Here is a 19,098-nt window from a genome sequence, read left to right on the forward strand (position 1 = left end):
TTGTTATGGGATTATTAGACGGAAAGACAGCTATCGTAACCGGTGCTGCTCGTGGTATTGGTAAAGCTATCGCTTTAAAATTCGCTTCTGAGGGAGCAAACATTGCTTTTACTGACTTGGTGATCGATGAAAATGCACAAAACACAGCAAGAGAATTAGAAGCAATGGGCGTAAAAGCCAAAGGATATGCTTCGAATGCGGCGAATTTTGAAGATACTGCTAAAGTGGTAGAAGAAATCCATAAAGATTTTGGTCGTATTGATATTCTGGTAAATAACGCCGGTATCACACGTGACGGGTTGATGATGCGTATGAGCGAACAACAGTGGGATATGGTTATCAACGTCAATCTGAAATCTGCTTTTAATTTTATTCATGCTTGTACTCCGGTGATGATGCGTCAGAAGGCAGGTAGTATTATTAATATGGCATCTGTTGTGGGCGTTCATGGCAATGCAGGGCAAGCCAACTATGCTGCTTCAAAAGCCGGTATGATCGCATTGGCCAAATCCATTGCACAGGAATTGGGTTCACGTGGTATTCGTGCGAATGCCATTGCTCCGGGATTTATTCTTACCGACATGACGGCTGCACTATCTGATGAAGTAAGAGCTGAATGGGCAAAAAAGATTCCTTTGCGTCGTGGTGGTACGCCCGAAGATGTGGCTAACATTGCAACATTCTTGGCTTCTGACATGTCTTCATATGTATCCGGCCAGGTGATTCAGGTAGATGGCGGTATGAATATGTAATTCTTCGGTATGACCGTCATATACGAAGACAATCATATAATTGTAGTCAATAAGACTGCTTCCGAGATTGTTCAGGGAGACAAAACGGGCGATACTCCTCTCTCAGAAACTGTCAAGCTGTATTTGAAAGAGAAGTATGCAAAAGCCGGAAATGTCTTTATCGGTGTCACTCACCGGCTGGATCGGCCCGTAAGCGGTCTTGTTGTTTTTGCTAAAACCAGTAAGGCACTTCCGCGATTGAATGAAATGTTCAAGAATGGTGAGGTGAAAAAGACTTATTGGGCTATTGTGAAAAATGCTCCAAAAGAACCGGAAGGGGAGTTGGTGCATTATCTGGTACGCAATGAAAGGCAAAATAAGAGTTACGCATCTGATAGGGAGGTGCCAAATAGTAAAAAAGCTATTCTGAACTACCGTCTCATCGGGCGTTCACAGAATTATTTTCTTCTGGAAGTAGACTTGAAAACAGGGCGGCATCATCAGATCCGATGCCAGTTGGCGAAGATAGGTTGTCCTATTAAAGGGGATCTGAAATATGGATTTCCACGATCGAATCCGGATGGTAGCATTTGTCTCCATGCGCGTCATGTGAGCTTCATTCATCCGGTATCTAAGAAATTGATTGAACTCGATGCTCCTGTGCCGGAGGGGAATTTATGGAACGGTTTCGAGATGATTTGACCATAGTCATTTCTGTCAGATAGAAATAGGTTTGTACATATCGTAGGAACTGTGCAAATCTATTTATTATGAGTCAACCTGTAATTGTAATCGGTAAACTTTCTATCTATTTTAGTGGTATTTCTGTTGCGGCTCCTCCTTTACCATCTTCGTTGAGCGTGTAGAAGAAATCGCTTTGGGCATGTCTTTCTAGGATTAGCTTTGCTGTAGCAGCATCTTTTAAAGCTAAACTGCTTGTGCTGTTATATCCGGATAATTCACTGTTGTCTTTTACTACGCCATATCTGTTATTTATATTTAATACTTGGCTGATAGGATAGGTGGCTTTTGTCAGATCGGCCCCTTCTTTCAATGATAGTTTTACTCTGTATCCGGCAGTGCAAGGCAAATTATCCGTTGTGCTGGTTTGTGTCCAAGGGAAGGAGGAAACTTTTTCCGTCTTTTGATTTCCAGAAGCATCTATGCTGATGATAGTCACATCGATATACTTTAGTAATTCGGCATCTCCTATGCTGTATGAGAAGCTAAAAGTCGGTGTACCCTTATCCGGTGCCGGAGGATTTTTATCGGTATCATCGTCATCGTTGCTACATGCTCCGAAAATGAAGCAGCATAAAGTCACTACTATTGCCAAATGGGCAAATCTGTTCTGTTTACAAAAATATTTCATAGTCTTATAATTTTGATTGCTTTGCGAATGGGAGCAAAAACAGATGGACGGGTTATTGCTCCCTTAAAAGGTCGGCAAGATACATATTTATTTCTGGACGGGAAACGAATTGGAGAGAATATTTGTAAAACAAAAAAGTCATCCCTTGAATAGACAAGTAGGGATGACTTTTTATGTTTAGTATGCTTACTATTATTCGGCAGACTGAGCAGGAGCTTCTGTTTCAGGCTTGTTTTGGGCCGGAGCGTCCTGAGCCGGTTCATTAGATTTCGGCTCTTCTGCTTTCGGTTCATCCTTTGCAGGTTCAGAAGTTGTTGAATCCTCTGTGCCTTTGGTTTGTTCAGTTGCGGGCTGAGTCTTAACAGGATCCTGAGCCATTGCAAAGGTTGAACTACCACAAACAAACATAAACATTGCTACTACTGATACTAGCTTTTTCATAATTTCATTGCTTTAAAAATCTTAAGACTATAAGTTTCAATTCTCTCTCGTTAAGGTGGACAGGTTTTATAATTGATTAGTTAGCAGGAGTTTCTGTTGCCGGGGCATCTTGAGCTGGAGCATCTTGAGCCGGTTCTTCTGTTTTAGGTTCTTCCTTTGCTGGCTCAGAAGTTGTTGAATCTTCTGTGCCTTCTGTTTGTTCAGTTGCAGGCTGAGTCTTAACAGGGTCCTGAGCCATTGCAAGGAATGAACCACTACAAACAAACATAAACATTGCTACTACTATTACTAACTTTTTCATGACTATATATTTATTTAAATTATTGTATCGTTGGCATTGTTGCTGAACGCATACAGGAGAATTAATTCAAAGGGTATGCCAGAATATCAATCGAAACTTAATGCGCTTATTATCATTGCAATAGTATTTTCTTTCTTTTGCTGTCATCGTGGAAAAGTGTGGAAACTGTGGGAAATAGTGTGGAATTATTCTACGATTTGATGGGTAATTCTTACCCTATCGAGTAAAAAGTGGTTGTGGAAAGCGTCATGTCCTTTGTAGATGTATACAAAAGCATCTATTTGGAGCATGTCAATAAATTCCACTATCCCATGTCTGTATGGTTATATCAAATAGATAAAATTAAATAATTGATAATCAATGCGCAATAGTCTCTGTTTCTACCTCGGTGATCAACGCCCCCTTCCTCGGTGATGAAGGACCTCTTCATCGGTGATCAAGGGGGTGTTCATCACCGAGGTGGAATGCCCTCAGTCCGGGGGTAAGATTGTGTCACAAATTTTCTCTAAGTGTTACCGCAAGAGGATGATCGGATAATCTCGTTTCCGCCACCGCACTGAAGGATATATGGGGGAATCTTCTCCCTCATCGATATAATACAATTCTCAAATGGCTAAAGTATGGGTTAATGTTACTGCGAGATCTTCTTAAACAATTGACTGTTTTATATTCCCGATGAGGAGCAAGAAGAAAATAGGTTAGGCTCTGTGTGATTAGGTAAATGCTGGTTGTTGAAGCATCCGTCTAAAGTTCTATCCCATACAATTTCAGTTTATTATAAAGTGTTTTCCGATCAATATTCAGTAGTTGTGCAGCTTTACTTTTATTATTCCCGGTCTGCCTGAGTGCTTCCAGTATATGCTCTTTTTCAATCTCTTCGTTCTTCAACGCCATATTATTGCTCGGCACAGGCGTTTCTGATAGTTCGCTCCCCAACTCCATTGGAGTGATAAAACTGCCTTGGGCAAGGAGTGTGGCACGTTTAATGATATTTTTCATTTGCCGGAGGTTGCCCGGCCAATGATAGTCAAGTAACAGTCGGGAAGCTTTTGCATCAAAACCTATTAATTGTTTATCCAACTCCTTGTTTGCTTGGTCTAGAAAGAAGTTGGCAAAGAGTAGAATGTCCTCTCCGCGTTCTTTTAAGGTGGGCATACGTAGCGTAAACTCATTGATACGATGGTAGAGGTCTTCACGGAAAGTTCCTTTTTCGATGGCTTGTTCCAGATTCTCATTGGTAGCGGACACAAGACGTATGTCAACAGTGATCTCTTGTGTGGAACCAACAGGGCGTATTCTTCGTTCCTGTAAGGCACGGAGAAGTTGTATCTGCACTTCATAACTGAGGTTCCCTATCTCATCCAAAAAGATCGTGCCTCCGTTGGCTGCAACGAAGGCCCCCGTTTTATCAGTCAGTGCCCCCGTAAATGAGCCTTTGATGTGACCGAAGAATTCGGAAGCTGCCAGTTCTTTTGGAATGGAGCCGCAGTCGATGGCGATAAAGGGCTTGTCCGCGCGCTTACTTAGCTGATGGATACGGTGGGCTACATACTCTTTTCCTGTTCCACTCGCACCGTTGATCAGTACGGACATATTTGTCGGAGCTACCAATCCGACATAATTATAGAGTTGCTTGGCTGCATCACTTTCACCTTCCAAATACGCAGGATTGTCTGTTGGCGAGTTTGAAACTTTAAGTGGTGAAGGAGTCATTTTATTTGAGTTTGGTTTGCTGGGAACGGCTGCATGACCTTCTTTGTTCTGTAAAGCTTCGGATATTTTCTTAAGAAGTTCTTCCGGGTTAACCGGTTTGGCAATGTAATCACGGGCACCCAGTTTGATGGCTTGTACGGCCGTTTGAATATCTGCGTATCCGGTCATTATGATCAAAGGAATATCCATACCACGTTCGTTCATCCACGACAGCAAGTGGATTCCGTCCTGGTCGGGCAATCGAAGGTCGGAAAGGATCAGGTCAGGCATTTCCGTGTCGATATGTTTCTTCGCCCGGGCTATGTTACTTTCCGAGGATACTTCAAAACCTTTCTTTCCTAACCATGTTTTCAACATCATGCCGTAGGTAATATCGTCTTCGATTATCAGTATAGATTTCATGATCTCAGCTTTAGCCATTTTTGTGAGTGACAAAGGTAAGGGGTTTTATACTAAAATCGTATATTTGCAAACTTAAATTAAATGAAAGTGTTATGAAGAGGAATTTATTAATACTATTAACCGTGCTGGCTTACGTGGGTATGGCTTCTTGTAAGTCAGGACAAAAGAAAGATTCAGATATGGAAAATCAGAAAGAAACAATGTTGAAAATTGAAACGACGCTTGGTGATATCAAAGTCAAGTTGTATAATGAAACACCGAAGCATCGGGATAATTTTATTAAGCTGGCAAAGGAAGGAATGTATGACGGTACGTTGTTTCATCGTGTCATAAAGGATTTCATGGTTCAGGCCGGTGATCCCGATTCAAAAAATGCACCGAAAGGCAAGATGCTGGGTGCCGGTGACGTAGGTTATACGATTCCGGCAGAGATTGTTTATCCGAAGTATTTCCATAAGAGAGGAGCATTGTCGGCTGCCCGTCAGGGAGATAATGTGAATCCGAAGAAAGAGTCCTCCGGCTGTCAGTTCTATATCGTAACCGGAAAGGTGTATAATGATTCTACTTTACTTAATATGGAGAAACAGATGAACGAAAACAAACTGACGACTCTCTTCAATGCATTGGCTCAAAAACATATGAAGGAAATCTATAAGATGCGCAAGGAGAACAATGAAGAAGGATTGTACGATTTGCAGGAAAAATTGTTTGCGCAGGCGCAAGAAGAGGCAGCCAAGCAGCCGGAGTTCCGTTTCACCAAAGAGCAGGTAGAGGCATATACCACAGTAGGAGGCACGCCACATTTGGATGGTGAATATACTGTATTTGGCGAGGTTGTAGAAGGTATGGACATCGTTGATAAGATACAGAATGTGAAAACAGACCGTAACGACCGTCCCGAAGAAGATGTGAAGATCATTAAAGTCGAAGTGGAGAAGTGAGTAGAGAAAAGTGAAGAAGGTATAGTGAAAAGTGGAGAATTAAGATGTTGAAAATAAACAGGCATATACTCGGCAATGGACTAAGGTTGGTGCATTCGCAGGACAACAGTACACAAATGGTGGCATTGAATATATTATATAATGTAGGTGCCCGCGATGAACATCCGGAACATACAGGGTTTGCGCATCTTTTCGAGCATCTTATGTTTGGTGGCTCGGTCAATATTCCCGATTATGACGCACCTTTACAGTTGGCTGGCGGAGAGAATAATGCCTGGACAAATAACGATATCACTAATTATTACCTTACCGTGCCCCGTCAGAACGTGGAAATCGGTTTCTGGCTTGAGTCCGACCGTATGCTGAGCCTTGATTTCAACGAGCGAAGCCTGGAGGTACAGCGGGGGGTGGTCATGGAAGAGTTTAAACAGAGATGCCTCAATCAGCCTTATGGGGATGTGGGGCATCTCTTACGTCCTCTAGCCTATAAAGTGCATCCCTATCAATGGCCTACCATCGGTAAAGAATTGTCGCATATTGCCAATGCAACGCTGGAAGAGGTAAAAGAATTTTTCTTTCGTTATTATGCGCCTAATAATGCCGTACTTGCCGTAACGGGAAATATTTCGTTCGAAGAAACAGTGATGCTTACGGAGAAATGGTTCGGGGCGATTCCACGTCGCGACGTGCCTGTGCGCCAATTGCCGCAAGAGCCTTTGCAAACCGAAGGGCGGCGTATGACGGTTGAACGTAATGTCCCGCTTGATTCCCTCTTTATGGCATATCACATGTGCGACCGTTTGCATCCCGATTATTATGCCTTTGATATTCTTTCGGACATTTTGAGCAATGGTCGTTCCAGTCGGTTGAACCAGCACTTGGTGCAGGATAAGCAGATATTTTCAAGCATTGATGCTTATATTGCCGGTTCGGTGGATGCCGGGCTGTTTCATATTGCCGGCAAACCGGCAGCAGGCGTTTCCTTGGAAGAAGCAGAAAATGCAGTGCGTCGGGAATTGGAGATGCTGCAACGTGAGGCCGTTGTAGAACAAGAATTGGAGAAAGTAAAAAATAAATTTGAATCTACCCAGATATTCGGTAATATAAACTACCTGAATGTGGCCACCAATCTTGCTTGGTTCGAACTGAATGGGCAGGCGGAAGATATGGAAAAGGAAGTAGAGCATTACCGGTCTGTCACTTCAGACCAGTTGCAGTCAGTCGCTCAAAAAGCCTTTGTTGAAGATAATAGCGTGGTGTTGCATTACCGTGCAGAGAATTGAATTTGGAAAGTAGGAATAAGATACACAAAATAACAGCTGTGAGAATATGAATTTGAGAACCTTCTATAATACCTATAAAGGGCATTATAAAGCTTTGTTTCTTTTGGGACTTCCCATTGTTATCGGTCAGGTTGGAGTCATTGTTTTAGGATTTGCCGATACGTTGATGATCGGTCACCATAGTACCAGTGAATTGGGTGCGGCTTCTTTTGTGAACAATGTATTTAATTTGGTCATTATATTTAGCACAGGTTTTTCCTACGGACTGACTCCGGTGGTAGGGAGCTTTTATGGAAATCGTAAGTTCGCTCCTGCAGGTCAGGCCTTGCGGTGTAGTTTGCTGGCTAATTTATTGGTAGGGTTGCTGCTTACGCTGATAATGGGCATTCTCTATCTGAATGTTGAACACCTGGGTCAACCGGCAGAACTGATGCCTTTGATCAAACCTTATTATATCGTTTTACTTATTTCTATTGTTTTTGTTTTACTGTTTAATGGATTCAAGCAGTTCACTGATGGCATTACGGATACTAAGACTGCCATGTGGATATTGTTAGGGGGTAATGTGCTTAATATTGTTGGAAATTATATTCTGATAAACGGTAAGTTGGGGTGTCCCGAACTGGGGTTGTTAGGTGCAGGTATCAGTACCCTCTTTTCGCGCATTGTGATGGTATTGGTGTTTGCTCTTGTATTTTTCGGTAGCCGCTGTTTTCTTCGTTACAAAGTGGGCTTTTTCAGGTTGGGATGGTCTCGTCCGATGTTTATGCGTTTGAATGCACTTGGTTGGCCGGTGGCTTTTCAAATGGGCATGGAAACAGCTTCCTTCAGCTTAAGCGCGGTAATGATTGGCTGGTTGGGTACGATCGCGCTTGCTTCTCATCAAATCATGTGCGCTATTTCACAGTTCACGTTTATGATGTTTTACGGTATGGGTGCTGCGGTCGCTGTTCGGGTAAGTAATTTTAAAGGTCAGGAGGATATGGTAAATGTGCGCCGCTCTGCTTATGCCGGATTCCAACTTATCATGGCGATGGCGTTGGTATTAGGGGGCATCGTATTTCTGTTCCGTAATTACCTTGGCGGATGGTTCACTGATAACGAAGAAGTGTCTGCCTTGGTAGCCTTGCTGATCATTCCGATGTTGGTCTATCAATTTGGCGATGGACTTCAGATCAATTTTGCCAATGCTTTGCGAGGTATCTCTGATGTAAAGCCTATGATGCTGATTGCTTTTATTGCTTACTTCATTATTTCCCTGCCGGTGGGCTATTTCTGTGGTTTTGTTTTGAACTGGGGAGCTGTCGGGGTTTGGATGGCTTTTCCTTTCGGATTGACCAGTGCAGGCGTTATGTTGTGGTTGCGTTTCCGGTATAAAACCCGGACTTTGCACTCTTGATTTCACGTTTTATAGTTATGACTCCTTCCCGTTTTACCAAGTTCAAGATAGCGGCTGGATATTCTCTTTTGTTAGCTATTCTTTTCTTCTCCCTCATATTTGTACGTAGGGAAATGGATACACTTGCTGCTTCCGATGACCAACAGAATCTGATGACAGATAGCTTGTTGATCCTCCTCCGCGAAAAGGATCGTAATACGATTCAAATGTTGCGTGTACTGAGTGAGGCGAACGATAGTCTTCTTTCTGCAAGGGAAATAGAAGAGATCATTGCCGAACAAGATTCTGTTGTTACTCAGCAACGTGTTCAGCATCGGGTAATTACGAAACGGGATTCGTTGATTACCAAACCCAAGAAGAAAGGCTTCTTCAAACGGTTGGCCGAAGCTTTTGTCCCTTCTAAACAAGATACGGCAGTCTTGGTCAATACTTCGTTGGAATTTGCCACCGATACCATTCTTGAAGCTTATAATCCAGCCGATTCCTTACATCAGAAGCTTCGGGCTGCCAGTGAACAGAAAAAAGCACGTAAGAAAACGGTTATTCGGCACAGAAATACACAGTTCCGTCGATTGGATACACAGTTGACAGCCCGAATCGACAGTCTGGTGAAAAGTTATGAATTAAATGAGATGCAGCGGGCTCAGGATGAAGCGGAAAAGGCACAGGACATCCGGCAGCGATCCGCCCAAACCATTGGAGGCATAGCGATTGGTGCTGTGTTATTATCTGCTTTTTTCTTGTTGCTGATTTGGAGAGATATAACTCGTAGTAACCGGTATCGACATCAATTGGAAGAGGCCAACCAGCGTGCGCAGGAACTTCTTGAAGCCCGTGAAAAGCTGATGCTTGCTATTACCCACGATTTTAAGGCACCTCTCGGTTCTATCATTGGGTATACAGATCTGCTGACCCGGCTCACTGGAGATGAACGTCAGCGATTCTATCTTGATAACATGAAAAGCTCTTCACAACATTTATTGAGGTTGGTGAGCGATTTGCTTGATTTTCACCGCCTCGATCTTAATAAGGCTGAAATACATCGGGTAACTTTCAACCCTTCACAACTTTTTGAAGAAATCCGGGTCAGTTTCGAACCCCTCACATCTCATAAAGGTCTTGCACTTTGTTGTGAGATAGATTCCTCATTGGATGGGCGTTTTGTTAGTGATCCGCTCCGTATCCGCCAGATTGTGAATAACCTTTTATCCAATGCCGTAAAATTCACGTCTGAAGGTTCTATAACCATTGTTGCTAGTTATAATTCTTCCAGTATGCGTATTGATGTCAAAGATACGGGAAAGGGAATGGCACCGGAGGATCAAGAACGTATCTTTCAGGAATTCACGCGCCTTCCGGGTGCCCAGGGCGAAGAAGGGTTTGGCTTGGGACTATCGATAGTGCATAAATTAGTTGTATTGCTTGAAGGAAATATTCATGTGCATAGTGTATTGGAGGAAGGAAGTACTTTTACGGTCGTTTTACCGCTTTTCCCAGTGGGCGGGCAAGAATATATCTCCGGGAAAGGGTCAAGTTCTGAGTCCAAGCGAGATCGGGCTGAGAACAAGGTTGATGCATCGACAGAAGATATGAAAGTATCGTATCCTATACGGGTTCTTCTGATCGATGATGACAAGATTCAACTAACCCTTACGGCTGCCATGCTTCAACAACATGGAATTGATGCAGTTTGTTGTGAACAGTTGGACGAGTTGACAGAATATCTTCGTGAAGATCATTTCGATGTTTTGCTTACAGATGTGCAGATGCCAGCCATTAACGGATTCGATCTGCTTAAATTGCTTCGCGCTTCCAATATTCCTCAGGCTAAGACGATCCCGGTGATTGCCGTTACTGCTCGTAGTGATATGGATGAACCGGCTTTTATTGAATATGGTTTTGCCGGTTGTTTGCACAAACCTTTTACGGTGGCGGAACTTATTGAAAAGGTAGGGGTTGGAGATAACTACCATCCTGTTTCTATACAATGTAATGATACAAGAGTCCCCCGTTTGGCAGCATTTGACTTTAAGTCACTGATTGCTTTTTCGGAGGATGATCCGGATGCGTCGCGTTCCATTCTATCCAGTTTTGTTGAGGAAACGGGGAAAAATATAAATCGGATGGAACACTCTTTGCAGATGGAAGATTCGGAGGTGATTGCCGGTTTGGCCCATAAACTTCTTCCGCTTTTCACAATGATGGGAGCGTCACAAATTGTTTTATTACTAACCAAACTTGAAGGTTGCCGTGGAAAAGTTTGGTCTGATGAGGTAAAGCAGACCACAATGACGGTTTTACCTCTTTTGAGACAGGTCGTTGAAGAAGCAGGAAAGTATTTAGCTACTCTATAAATCTTTTTTGTGCAAAAAATTGTTTTACTTTGTACCAATTATACTAAGTACTGAATTCACGTTTTAATGAAACGAAAATGGATAAGATGGGTGATCTGGATTATACTCACCCCTATATTGTTGTTTGTAATACTTATGGTATTGCTGTATGTGCCTCCCGTACAGAATTTTTTGCGGAAGCAAGCTACTGAATTTGCTTCCAAAGCTACCGGTATGGAGATAAACGTTGGCCGCATCGATCTTCGTTTCCCTTTGAACCTTTTAGTGCGGGATGTAGAAGTCATACAGGCTCCTGATACTTTGCTTACTCTGGGCAGTTTGAATGTAAGTGTACAGGCGATGCCCCTTTTCAAAGGACGTGTCGAAGTGGATGATATTACTTTGCAGCGTGTTTCAGTTAATTCTGCTCATTTGATTGACGGCATGCAAATACGTGGTGTGTTAGGACGTTTTTTTCTGGAGAGCCATGGCGTTGATCTAAAGAATGAGTCTGCAATAATTAACCGGACTGAATTATCCGACACGCACATCAGCCTTATTCTAAATGATACAACCGCTACCGAAAAAGCCGATACTGCTTCTACTCCTGTAAATTGGAAGATTGATCTGCATGCACTTAATTTAGATAATGTATCGTTCAGTATGCAGCTTCCGGGCGATTCCATGCGGTTGGCAACCCATGTCGGTGAGGCAGCTGTCAAGGATGTTTCTGCCGATCTTAAGAATCAGTATTATAGTTTGGCGTCTTTCTTGCTTAGCGGTACTTCCGTTAATTATGATACGGGCAACACTGAACCCACCTCTGGGTTTGATCCAGCACATGTCGCATTACGGGATATTCGTATCGGAATAGATTCTGTCCTTTATAAAGGACGTGATATAAATGCCGCTATCCGTGAATTTTCCATGAATGAGCGTTCCGGCCTGAGCATCACATCTCTTACCGGTCGTGTATATGCTGACAGTACGGTAATCCGTGTACCGGATTTTCGTTTGTTGACCCCCCACTCGGAAATGAGTCTTACTGCCCAGACTTATTGGGAATTGGTGAATATTCCGACTACAGGACGGTTGACAGCTCGCTTTAATGCCCTTATCGGAAAACAGGATGTCATGCTTTTTGCCGGTTCTCTTCCTGAAGCTTTCAAGGAAGCTTATCCGTTCCGTCCGCTTGTTATACAGGCGGGAACCGAAGGTAACCTGAAATTAATGCAGATTTCCCGTTTTAAGATAGATCTGCCAGGGGCTTTCTCGGTAGACGGTGGTGGCGAACTTTATAATATAACGGATAGTCTTACCCGTTCCGCTTCACTTGACTTGAAGATGCGAACTGGAAATCTGAATTTCCTTACTACATTGGCTGATATGCAACCGGGGGCACCTCTTGTAATTCCTGACAGTATGCAGCTTGATGCCCGGCTCGGGATGGAAGGGCCTGAATATACCGCCCGTCTTAAACTAAAGGAGAAGGAAGGCTTGTTAAATCTTTCCGCTGCGCTTAATAGTAGTACGGAAGTATACAATGCCGACCTTAAGATTGAGGATTTGCAGATTGACCATTTTTTGCCGAAAGACTCTATATATGGGTTTACAGCGTCTCTAACGGCTAAGGGGCGTGGACTGGACTTTACTTCTTATCGTTCTTATGCCACTGTACAAGCTTCTGTCGGACAGTTGGATTATGCCAATTATCATATTTCCGGCATTGACCTAAGCGGAACGTTGAAAGGAGCAGTTGCGACAGCGCAACTCACCAGTGATAATCCTTTGCTAAAGATGAAATTGGATGCCGAATACAACTTGGCTCATAACTATCCTGATGGTAAAGTGGATATGGATGTTACGTATCTGGATACCGAAAAACTCTTTGGTATCGGTTTTAACAAACCGTCTGCAAATACAAATTCCAAGGTAGGCAAAACAACTGACAATATAAAGGTGGAAAGGCAACTGGCATTCCTGTTTTCCGGAGAAGTCCGTAAGAATCGTGTGTTTACTCATTTGACTTCCGGTGACCTAAAATTGAATCTTAGTGCCCGTGCCGGATTAGAACCTTTGATTCGTGAATCGACTCATTTTGCTGATGTGTTGATGAGGCAGATTGATGATAAAGAACTCAACCATGTTGAATTGCGTAAGGCACTTCCCACCGCTGTATTTTCTTTCTCGGCCGGCCGAGATAATCCGATGGCTTGGTATCTGTCTACTCAAAATATTTCTTATAAGGATGCGTCCGTCAAAATAGGTTGTGCCCCGGATTGGGGAATCAATGCAAAAGCATCCCTTCATGCACTCAAAATAGACACGCTTCAACTTGATACCCTATTCCTTACCTTGAAGCAGGATACCAGTCGCATTAATCTGCGTGGTGGGGTGATTAACGGACCTAATAATCCACAAATCACATTTAAATCAACATTAACAGGGGAGATTCGGGATAAAGATGCCGAACTGACAGCACAGTATATTAATAATAAAGGAGAGACAGGACTTCTCTTTGGAATCAATGCACGTCCGTTGACTGGTGGGCAGGGGAAAGGTAATGGTATTGCCCTTACTTTAGTGCCTGAAGAACCTATAATTGCTTTCCATAAGTTCCGGTTTGTGGAACATCATAACTGGATATACCTCCATAAAAACATGCGCGTGTACGCCAATGTAGATATGCAGGACAAAGAAGGGATGGGAATTCGTATGCAATCACTTACTAGTGATACTGTTTCTTTACAGAACATGGATGTGGAATTGAGGCGTATCCGTTTGGATGAGCTTTTCAGCATTGTGCCTTATATGCCGCAGATCACCGGACTGCTGTCGGCTGAAGCACATTATATACAAACGGAAAAATCATTGGAGCTTTCTGCTGAGGCTACCATTGACGAATTGACTTACGAACGCCAGCGTATCGGTGACATCACATTAGGTGCCAGTTGGTTGCCCGGTGACGAGGGAAGACAATATGTCAATACCTATCTGACGCATGACGGGACCGAAATCATGGTTGCCGATGGTTCTCTGTTTCCAACATCTTCAGGGAAAGACAGCATTGTGGTGAACTCCACTTTGGAACACTTTCCTTTAAAGATTGCTAATGCTTTTGTGCCGGATCAGATGGTGGCTCTTACCGGAGATATGGATGGCGATTTACATATTACCGGAAGTACGGATAATCCGTTGGTTAATGGTGGCTTGTCGTTGGATAGTGTTTCCGTATATGCCCGCCAGGCTGATGCACGTTTCTTGTTCGACAATCGGCCGATACAGGTACAAAACAATCGTATCGTATTTGATAAATTTGCTATATATACCACCAGTAAGAATCCTTTTACAATCGACGGTTATGTGGATTTCCGCGATATGAGCCGTCCGATGGCGAATTTGAAGATGCTGGCTGAAAACTATACCTTACTTAATGCCAAACGTACTAAAGAAAGTCTTGTTTATGGGAAGGTTAATGTCGATCTTGATGCTACGGTTCGTGGTCCGTTGGATGGGTTGATGATGCGGGGGAATATAAATCTATTGGGTAACACGGACGTTACGTATGTTATGACTGACTCTCCACTTACGGTACAGGATCGTTTGAGCGGTCTGGTGACCTTTACATCGTTTGCCGATTCTACAGCCTTACAAAAGGAGGAGGTGCCAACGTTATCGCTGGGTGGTTTGGATATGATCATGACGGTACATATCGACCCGGCCGTACGTCTGAAAGCCGATCTCAGTCCAGATCGTAGTAACCGTGTGGAACTGGAGGGTGGAGGAGACCTTTCACTGCAATATACTCCACAAGGGGATCTTACTTTAACAGGGCGGTATACGCTGACGGGAGGAATCTTCAAATACCAATTACCGGTGATACCATTGAAAGAGTTTCAGATAGTGAATGGCAGTTATATCGAATGGACAGGTAATGTGATGGATCCTTTGTTGAACTTCCAAGCTACTGAACGTATGCGGGCTTCGGTGACACAGGAGGACGGTTCGTCGCGTATGGTGAATTTCGATATTTCCATCGTAGTGAAGAATCGGCTTGATAATCTCTCCTTGGCTTTTGAAATTAATGCCCCCGATGATGCTGCCGTGCAAAACCAGTTGTTGGCAATGGGACCTGATGAGCGAAGCAAGCAGGCAGTCGCCATGATGGTTACGGGAATTTTCTTGGCAGATTCCGGCAGTTCCGGTGGAATGAATCTGAATATGGGTAGTGCATTGAACTCTGTGCTGTCCAGCCAGATCAATGCACTTACCCAGAACATTAAAGGTGCGAATCTTTCTTTCGGCATAGAGGATCATGATGATGCCGATGCGGGAGGGAAACGGACAGACTACAGTTTCAGTTATTCGCAACGTTTCTTCAACGATCGTTTCCAAATTGTGTTGGGAGGTAAAGTGTCAACCGGAGCCAATACGACGAACGACGTGGAATCTTTCATTGACAATATTGCACTGGAGTATAGGTTGGACCAGTCCGGCACTCGGTATATCAAGTTATTCCATAATAAAAATTATGAGTCGGTGTTTGAAGGTGAAATTACGGAGACCGGACTGGGTTTGGTACTTCGTAAGAAGTTGGATCGCCTGAGTGAATTATTTATATTTAAAAAGAAGAAAGTTACTCCTGTGCCTGTTTCGACGGAGCATAAAGAAGGAAGTTCGGATAAAAAGTAGCACCATGACAAATAAGTATATAGATATAGCATCATGCAGAATATTTTCTTCTTGCTGGAAAAGAAGTAAGATAGTCTTTACTTTTATTTTATTATTGGTTGTTTCTGCTTGTTCCACAACCAAACATTTACCTGAAGGGGAAGTGTTATATACGGGTAATAAGACCAATTTTGTCGACCAGTCCAATACTCCTGTCGGACAAACGGCTGTTGGTGAGATAAAGGCTGCTCTTGACAAGAGCCCTTCTACAAAGATTTTAGGTTTCATACCTTTTCCTTTTGGTATGTGGGTATATAATGATTTTGTGAAGTATGAGAAAGGGTTCGGTAAGTGGATATTCAATCGTTTTGCTGCCAAACCTGTTTTTATATCAACGGTTAATCCTGATATCCGTGTTAAGGTAGCGACTAACCTGCTCCATGATTATGGTTATTTTAATGGGAAGGTAGCCCAGCAAACCATTGTGAATCCTAAAGATAGTCTGAAAGCCCGGATAGAATATACTGTTGACATGCGTAATCCATATTTCATCGATACAGTCTACTACAGCCGATTTACCCCTAAGACTCTTCGTATTATGGAAAGGGGACGCTGGCGTTCTTTGCTTTCTCACGGTGAACAATTCAATGTCAGCGACCTTGATGAGGAGCGTAACCGCATCAGTACATTATTAAGGAATTTGGGCTATTTCTATTTTCGTCCGGACTATATGACTTATCAAGCCGATACGACGCTTGTACCTGGTGGACATGTCAGTCTGAAACTGCTTCCCGTGCCGGGATTACCCCCTGCTGCTCAACGGCAATATTATGTGGGTAAGACATCTGTTTATCTGATTGGTAAGAATGGAGAACAACCCAATGACTCAATGAATTACAAGGGAATGGATATTCATTATTATAAAAAGCTGCAAGTTCGTCCCAATATGCTTTATCGTTGGATGAATTATCAGGCTTTTGTGAAGAATGATAGTTTGAGAAATTTGCAGCGTAGCCGTTTGTATAGCCAATATCGCCAACAACGTATACAGGAGAAATTGGCACAATTGAGCATTTTCCGTTATATGGATCTTCAATATACACCGCAGGATACAACAGCGACTTGCGATACATTGAATGTGCGCCTACAAGCTACTTTCGACAAGCCTCTCGATGCGGAATTGGAGGTGAATGTAACTACCAAAAGCAATGACCAGACCGGTCCCGGAGCATCTTTCTCCGTAACTCGGAAAAATGTTTTCGGGGGTGGCGAGAGTTGGAACGTCAAGTTGAATGGCTCTTATGAGTGGCAGACCGGAGGTGGCAAGAATTCATCCTTGCTGAATAGCTGGGAAATGGGATTGTCTACGGCTCTCACTTTCCCACGGGTGGTCTTTCCTCGCTTCGGAGGCCGGGAATATGACTTTCCGGCTACTACGACCTTTCGATTGTATGCCGACCAACTCAATCGTGCTAAGTATTATAAGTTGCTTTCTTTTGGCGGGCATGCTACGTATGATTTTCAACCTACACGGACCAGCCGTCATTCGTTGACACCTTTCAAGTTGACGTTTAATGTGTTACAACACAAAACGGAAGCCTTTGATTCTATTGTTGCCGCTAATAAAGCCTTGTTACTCAGTCTTCAGAATCAGTTTATTCCTGCCATGGAGTATACCTATACATATGATAACTCTTCTTTGCGAAATGTCCATAATCCGATTTGGTGGCAAACGACGTTTACTTCGGCCGGTAACTTGACTTCATGCATTTATCGTGTTTTTGGAGAGCCTTTCAGCAAGAAAGATAAAAACCTTCTGGGGGCACCTTTTGCCCAATTCCTTAAGCTGAGTACCGATTTCCGCTATTTGTGGGTGATCGATCGTAACAATGCCGTAGCTGCCCGTGTGGCAGGCGGAGTAATCTGGACATATGGTAATTCGACGGTAGCTCCTTATAGCGAGCAATTCTATGTTGGAGGTGCGAATAGTATCCGTGCATTTACGGTTCGGAGCATTGGCCCGGGTGGTTATCATCCTGAAAAGAGTACTTTCTCTTATTTGGATCAGACGGGTGATATTCGTTTGGAAGCAAATGTGGAGTATCGTTTCCGGATTTATAAAGACCTGCACGGGGCTGTCTTTTTGGATGCAGGCAATGTATGGTTGATGCGGAACGATCCGGATCGTCCCGATGCCCAGCTGCGTTTGAAAACCTTTCCAAAGCAAGTTGCGTTAGGCACAGGTGCCGGTCTGCGTTATGACCTCGATTTTCTTATTTTCCGTTTAGATTGCGGTGTTCCCCTGCACGATCCTTATGAAACCGGAAAGTCAGGATATTATAACATTCGTGGGGCATTTTGGAAACAATTGAGCCTTCATTTTGCCATAGGTTATCCATTTTAAGGGGAAATGCATCAAAAACGGTAAACTTTGAACGATCTGTAATGTCCCTCATTCAGAGAATTTCGTACCTTTGCACCGTTGATGGATGTATGACATCACTAACCTTTTTAATATTACACAATTATGAAACCAACTTTATTTGTACTTGCTGCCGGTATGGGCAGTCGTTACGGAGGCTTGAAACAACTTGACGGACTGGGTCCGAACGGCGAAACTATCATGGACTACTCTATTTATGACGCTATTCGTGGAGGTTTCGGCAAAGTTGTTTTCGTTATCCGCAAGGATTTCGAGAAAGACTTTCGTGAAAAAATCCTGAGTAAATACGAAAACCATATCCCCGTAGAACTGGTATTCCAGGCACTGGACAATTTGCCCGAAGGCTTTACTTGCCCTACCGATCGTGTTAAACCGTGGGGTACGAATCACGCTGTATTGATGGGGAAAGATGTAATCAAAGAACCGTTTGCAGTGATTAACGCTGACGACTTCTACGGCCGCGACAGTTTTGCCGTATTGGGTAAGGCTTTGACTGAAATGGAAGGCAAAAAGAATGATTATTGCATGGTAGGTTACCGTGTAGGCAACACTCTGAGTGAAAGTGGCTCTGTGGCTCGTGGAGTTTGCGAAAAAGATGCAGAAGATTATCTGACTACCGTAGTAGAACGTACAGCTATCGAACGTATCGATGGTAAGGTGTCTTTCAAAGACGAGAACGGTGTGATGCAGACCATAGCCGATAACACTCCGGTGTCGATGAACATGTGGGGCTTTACTCCGGATTACTTTGCACATTCTGAAGAATACTTCAAAGAATTCCTTCAGGAGAACATGGCTAACCTGAAAGCTGAGTATTTCATTCCGTTGATGGTTAACAAACTGATCAATGAAGGAACTGCCCGTGTGAAAGTATTGGATACGACTAGTAAATGGTTCGGTGTGACTTATGCTGCCGATCGTCAGGATGTGGTAGATAAGATTCAGGCATTGGTTGATGCCGGTGAATATCCTGCTAAGTTATTCTGATAGGAACAAGTACGGAAGAATATATAGTAAGCGGTAATCTCTTTCTTTTCTAGAGATTACCGCTTATTTTGTCATTTTTGT

13 protein-coding genes are annotated in these 19,098 nt (G+C 43.3%); 9 read left to right on the plus strand and 4 right to left on the minus strand.

Annotation, left to right across the window (positions count from 1 at the left end; all coding sequences use genetic code 11):
• Positions 1-5 precede the first annotated feature (5 nt).
• Together fabG and H8744_RS08445 are read left to right on the plus strand one after the other, a co-directional pair.
• Entirely contained in the window at positions 6-752 is a 747-nt protein-coding gene (gene fabG / locus H8744_RS08440; protein WP_262434412.1) for a 3-oxoacyl-[acyl-carrier-protein] reductase, read from the plus strand.
• A gap of 9 nt (positions 753-761) precedes the next feature.
• Complete coding sequence (locus H8744_RS08445) at positions 762-1,433, plus strand: RluA family pseudouridine synthase (RefSeq protein WP_262434413.1); 672 nt, start codon at positions 762-764, stop codon at positions 1,431-1,433.
• A gap of 106 nt (positions 1,434-1,539) precedes the next feature.
• On the opposite strand, the gene H8744_RS08450 is transcribed toward H8744_RS08445, so the two are convergent.
• The 4 genes from H8744_RS08450 to H8744_RS08465 all read right to left on the minus strand — a co-directional run bounded on the left by H8744_RS08450 (position 1,540) and on the right by H8744_RS08465 (position 4,963).
• Positions 1,540-2,103, minus strand: a complete 564-nt coding sequence (locus tag H8744_RS08450) for a hypothetical protein (RefSeq protein WP_262434414.1) — start codon at positions 2,101-2,103, stop codon at positions 1,540-1,542.
• A 192-nt stretch (positions 2,104-2,295) separates the two neighbouring features.
• The gene (locus H8744_RS08455; RefSeq protein ID WP_262434415.1) at positions 2,296-2,544 is read right to left on the minus strand and encodes a hypothetical protein; all 249 of its coding nucleotides are present in this window, start codon (positions 2,542-2,544) and stop codon (positions 2,296-2,298) included.
• Positions 2,545-2,620: 76 nt separating this feature from the next.
• The gene (locus H8744_RS08460; RefSeq protein ID WP_262434416.1) at positions 2,621-2,845 is read right to left on the minus strand and encodes a hypothetical protein; all 225 of its coding nucleotides are present in this window, start codon (positions 2,843-2,845) and stop codon (positions 2,621-2,623) included.
• A 744-nt stretch (positions 2,846-3,589) separates the two neighbouring features.
• Positions 3,590-4,963 (minus strand): sigma-54-dependent transcriptional regulator, encoded by a 1,374-nt coding sequence (locus tag H8744_RS08465; RefSeq protein WP_369411066.1) that lies wholly within the window; start codon positions 4,961-4,963, stop codon positions 3,590-3,592.
• Positions 4,964-5,052: 89 nt separating this feature from the next.
• On the opposite strand from H8744_RS08465, the gene H8744_RS08470 reads away from it, so the two are divergent.
• The 7 genes from H8744_RS08470 (at position 5,053) to H8744_RS08500 (ending at position 19,017) form a co-directional block, all read left to right on the plus strand.
• Positions 5,053-5,901 carry a peptidylprolyl isomerase gene (locus H8744_RS08470; RefSeq protein WP_262434418.1) on the plus strand — a complete coding sequence of 283 codons (849 nt, stop codon included), beginning with the start codon at positions 5,053-5,055 and terminating at the stop codon, positions 5,899-5,901.
• Between the two features lie 44 nt (positions 5,902-5,945).
• Positions 5,946-7,184: a M16 family metallopeptidase gene (locus H8744_RS08475; RefSeq protein ID WP_262434419.1), complete on the plus strand. Its 1,239-nt coding sequence runs from the start codon at positions 5,946-5,948 to the stop codon at positions 7,182-7,184.
• Between the two features lie 46 nt (positions 7,185-7,230).
• Positions 7,231-8,583 (plus strand): MATE family efflux transporter, encoded by a 1,353-nt coding sequence (locus H8744_RS08480; RefSeq protein WP_262434420.1) that lies wholly within the window; start codon positions 7,231-7,233, stop codon positions 8,581-8,583.
• A gap of 17 nt (positions 8,584-8,600) precedes the next feature.
• On the plus strand, positions 8,601-10,937 hold the full coding sequence (locus H8744_RS08485) for a hybrid sensor histidine kinase/response regulator (protein ID WP_262434421.1): 2,337 nt from the start codon (positions 8,601-8,603) through the stop codon (positions 10,935-10,937).
• A 66-nt stretch (positions 10,938-11,003) separates the two neighbouring features.
• Positions 11,004-15,608: a translocation/assembly module TamB domain-containing protein gene (locus H8744_RS08490; protein WP_262434422.1), complete on the plus strand. Its 4,605-nt coding sequence runs from the start codon at positions 11,004-11,006 to the stop codon at positions 15,606-15,608.
• 4 nt (positions 15,609-15,612) lie between these two features.
• Positions 15,613-17,991 (plus strand): translocation and assembly module lipoprotein TamL, encoded by a 2,379-nt coding sequence (tamL, locus tag H8744_RS08495; protein ID WP_262434423.1) that lies wholly within the window; start codon positions 15,613-15,615, stop codon positions 17,989-17,991.
• 123 nt (positions 17,992-18,114) lie between these two features.
• The gene (locus H8744_RS08500) at positions 18,115-19,017 is read left to right on the plus strand and encodes a glycosyltransferase family protein (RefSeq protein WP_262434424.1); all 903 of its coding nucleotides are present in this window, start codon (positions 18,115-18,117) and stop codon (positions 19,015-19,017) included.
• Positions 19,018-19,098 lie beyond the last annotated feature (81 nt).

The sequence above is a fragment of the Jilunia laotingensis genome (assembly GCF_014385165.1).
Lineage (GTDB): Bacteria > Bacteroidota > Bacteroidia > Bacteroidales > Bacteroidaceae > Bacteroides > Bacteroides laotingensis.

Bases quoted from the DNA above. Each gene is read 5' to 3' on its own strand.
- H8744_RS08475 (WP_262434419.1), top strand. From the start codon at position 5,946: ATGTTGAAAATAAACAGGCATATACTCGGCAATGGACTAAGGTTGGTG.
- H8744_RS08445 (WP_262434413.1), top strand. From the start codon at position 762: ATGACCGTCATATACGAAGACAATCATATAATTGTAGTCAATAAGACT.
- H8744_RS08455 (WP_262434415.1), bottom strand. From the start codon at position 2,544: ATGAAAAAGCTAGTATCAGTAGTAGCAATGTTTATGTTTGTTTGTGGT.
- H8744_RS08485 (WP_262434421.1), top strand. From the start codon at position 8,601: ATGACTCCTTCCCGTTTTACCAAGTTCAAGATAGCGGCTGGATATTCT.
- tamL (WP_262434423.1), top strand. From the start codon at position 15,613: ATGACAAATAAGTATATAGATATAGCATCATGCAGAATATTTTCTTCT.
- H8744_RS08450 (WP_262434414.1), bottom strand. From the start codon at position 2,103: ATGAAATATTTTTGTAAACAGAACAGATTTGCCCATTTGGCAATAGTA.
- H8744_RS08490 (WP_262434422.1), top strand. From the start codon at position 11,004: ATGAAACGAAAATGGATAAGATGGGTGATCTGGATTATACTCACCCCT.
- fabG (WP_262434412.1), top strand. From the start codon at position 6: ATGGGATTATTAGACGGAAAGACAGCTATCGTAACCGGTGCTGCTCGT.
- H8744_RS08500 (WP_262434424.1), top strand. From the start codon at position 18,115: ATGAAACCAACTTTATTTGTACTTGCTGCCGGTATGGGCAGTCGTTAC.
- H8744_RS08470 (WP_262434418.1), top strand. From the start codon at position 5,053: ATGAAGAGGAATTTATTAATACTATTAACCGTGCTGGCTTACGTGGGT.
- H8744_RS08480 (WP_262434420.1), top strand. From the start codon at position 7,231: ATGAATTTGAGAACCTTCTATAATACCTATAAAGGGCATTATAAAGCT.
- H8744_RS08460 (WP_262434416.1), bottom strand. From the start codon at position 2,845: ATGAAAAAGTTAGTAATAGTAGTAGCAATGTTTATGTTTGTTTGTAGT.